A 3,178-nucleotide genomic window follows, 5' to 3' on the forward strand; every position below is an offset into this window, starting at 1 on the left:
TTTTGTTGGAACAGTCGTATACTCTTGGGTATTTGAAGTTCCAGTTGTATAGGAATCTGACGTAATTGTTCTATAGCCATCAAATGCAAGATCTGTAGCGGAGAATTGATCAGAAATAGTTGCACCAATTTTAACTGTTTTAGTCACTGCGGTTTTTGTGGTAGATGTTTGTAATGCATCTTCAAAAATTGGTTTTTTATCAACTGCATCCAAGTAGTTAACTGTCATTGTCACTGTAGCTGGACCCCAGACATACGTACCTGGTTTCGTCCCGTCGTAATTTGCAAGGAATTGGGAGGTTGTACCCACTATGGACTCATCTACCTGATATTGCCAATTACCAGAATAAGTGTCATTGGCGGTGATATTGGGCAATTGTGATTCATTAGATGTATCTTTAAACTTTGATCCAAGTGTCAGTGATTTTAATGCTGTTGTATTCAAAAAAGCAGACTTTATATTTGGGCTTAAGGTAGTAGTATCAAAGTTACTTATATTTAAACTTGTTAGACTGCTCATACCAGAAAACATATAGGACATGTTGGTAACTTTATTAGTATTAAAATTGCTCAAGTCCATCGCTGTTAAACTACTTGCACCACTTAGAAACTGCATCATATTGGTGACATTACTCGTATCAAAACTAGTTAAATTTAAGTCTGTTAACTTACTCGCACTGGAAAACATTTGATACATAGTAGTCACTTGGCTCGTATTAAAACTAGTCAAATCCAAACTAGTTAAACTGCTTGCAAGACCAAACATATACTGCATATTGTTGACCTTACTAGTATTGAATTTACTTAGATCAAGGTTAGTTAAAGCAGATGCATTTAAAAACATGCCCGCCATTGTTGTTGCTTCACTTGTATCTAAATAGGTTAGCCCTTCAATTGATGCCAAATTAGGTAAATTTATCATATCACCAGTCGTATAACCACCGAATAAAAAACTTGCATCAGATGAGGTACTAACTGCATTTGTAAAAACAATCTTTTTCACATCTGTATTAGAAATTTTTAAAGCATCCGTTCGGTTCCATGGGGAGTCACTTTTTGTAGAAAATGTTCCTCCTGAAGTAAAGGTTAACGTGCCAGTATCACTATCAAATGACCATGGGACATTCCCCCAAAATCGTTGTTGGCGAGTGTAAGTAATTGAATCTGAAACTCTACCATCAAATTTCTGGTTATTGTATTCTTTAAACGATTTAACCGCGATTGTTAAATCTGTTTCAGTATCTGTTGCCCCTAAAGGAACCGTAATCGATGAATTATCATCTACTGTATAGTCCGTTCCATTCACAGTCACAACTGATCCTGCTGGATAAGGTACTCCATCAGGATAATTAGCAAGAATTTTCGGATCCGTACTGGTTTTATCTTTTAATGTTAAAGTTGTGGCATAAGTCGATCCCACTTCTTTCGTTACTGTAGGAGTATTTGTAACTAAAATTGGTATGGAAGATTTATCAACCTTTACAGCTTGAAAAGTATTGTAAAAGCCAGTGGAAGCTGTAATTGCGAACGAATATTCATAAACATCATTAGGAATATTAAGAACATAACCATCCCCATCTATTAAATTTACACCGTTATATTTCATCTGAAAAGTAATTGTCCTTGGGGAAGTGGTCGAGTTATATGTGAAGCTATAATCAAAAGTATAATAACCTGTTGCTAAATTTTGTAATGTTGGTGTAGCAATATTTTTGTCACGCGAAATTGTTCCTGTGCTATCTGTAGACCAAATTCCAATATACGGAACAACAGGGTCACCTGCATTTCTGTAGAAATCAAATACAAAACCAAGCGCATTTGGGAGACCTCCTACTCCTAGATCTCCACCTTTATTACCAGCTTGATTGACAGCTCCTGTATGGAAAATAATACCAATCCCATCAGCCATGGGTGTGCCTTTTTTGAAGTACACCATTTCTTTTCCCGTAATACTAAAATTACTGTCTAATTGGACTTTATTATTAAGATACATTGACCCCAATTGATATTGTTTATCTTCGGTTAGGATAGCATAATCAGAATTGGGATCCCAGTATGCTGGCTTAGTGGGGTCACCAGATAAACTGAAATTATTTTTAACACCTGCTATATCTGTAATTTCTTGATACTCTGTTGTAATAGGGTAAGCGGTAGTTGATGTCGCAAGTGTTACACTCGGCAAGAACCACAGACAAAAAAGACCGACTATACATGTTATGCCCCATCTTAACTGTTCCCGTATCTTTTTCTTCATCTCTCTCCATCCTATCCGTCTTTACTAGTATTTTTGTGTGCTCTTCTGTTTAAACCTTGGATTGTTACAGTAACTTTCTCGCAATCCTTAAGACTTAATGATTACTTGAAAGTTGTACTGTTGTTACTGATTCGGAACTAAGCAGTTGGGCTATCTGTACCAGTGTCAGACAATACCCAAGTCACTGTACTCTTGTATTGATTGTTTTCTTTTGCGCTGCCACCTTTAACTGTCAAGTTAACGTCTGAAACTGTTCTAGCTACAGCTTGGGTTCCTGTTGCAGCTGAACCTGTAGTAGGCAATGTATAACTCATAACAGTTTTACCTGCACCACCAGCAGTCAATTTAACAGTTTCTGAAGCAGTACCTGAATACAAACTAGCAACAGATGCATCTAATGCAGATAAAGTAGTTGAAGACGGTGTTGGGACACCTGATGCATCTGCAGTCGCACCATCCATCGCAAATTTTTGAGTAGCACTAAGTGTCATCGCTAATTCTGCGTTTGCTAATGTGTCAGTACTATCTTTCGTAGTACTTTTAAAATCAGCTAATGTCGCGGATACGTTCCAAGCTGTTTTAGTATCTCTATCATCAGAAACACCAACATATTGGCCGCCACTAGGCGCATCTGTTTGTTTGTAAGTTTGAGCATTGGCACTTGCAGTATTCGCATTACCAAATTGGAAAGATTTTGGTACGAATGTCAGTGCTAAGTTTTTATAAAATGGTCCAGGTCCAGGATTAAAAGTTGAGAATCCAATCCCAGCGTCTGTCGTCATTTTTGTTGCAGTATCATCTGCTGCAGCTTGTACTGGTGTTGTTGCTACAAATGCAGCACCAAGTGCTACTGTTGCGAAGCCAAATAAGAACTTTTTATTCATAATTTATTTTCCCCTTTTACTTATTCAAATTTCTTTAAGTA

Annotated in this window: 2 protein-coding genes; both read right to left on the reverse strand. The window is 37.1% G+C overall.

Going from position 1 to position 3,178, the window contains the following annotated elements:
* The coding region (locus ORH16_RS18760; RefSeq protein WP_265460454.1) for a lectin-like domain-containing protein at positions 1-2,253 on the reverse strand (2,253 nt) is incomplete at its 3' end.
* Between the two features lie 137 nt (positions 2,254-2,390).
* Positions 2,391-3,137 (reverse strand): WxL domain-containing protein, encoded by a 747-nt coding sequence (locus ORH16_RS18765; RefSeq protein ID WP_265460455.1) that lies wholly within the window; start codon positions 3,135-3,137, stop codon positions 2,391-2,393.
* Between the last annotated feature and the right edge of the window lie 41 nt (positions 3,138-3,178).

Source organism: Enterococcus sp. HY326 (genome assembly GCF_026157065.1).
Classification (GTDB): domain Bacteria; phylum Bacillota; class Bacilli; order Lactobacillales; family Enterococcaceae; genus HY326.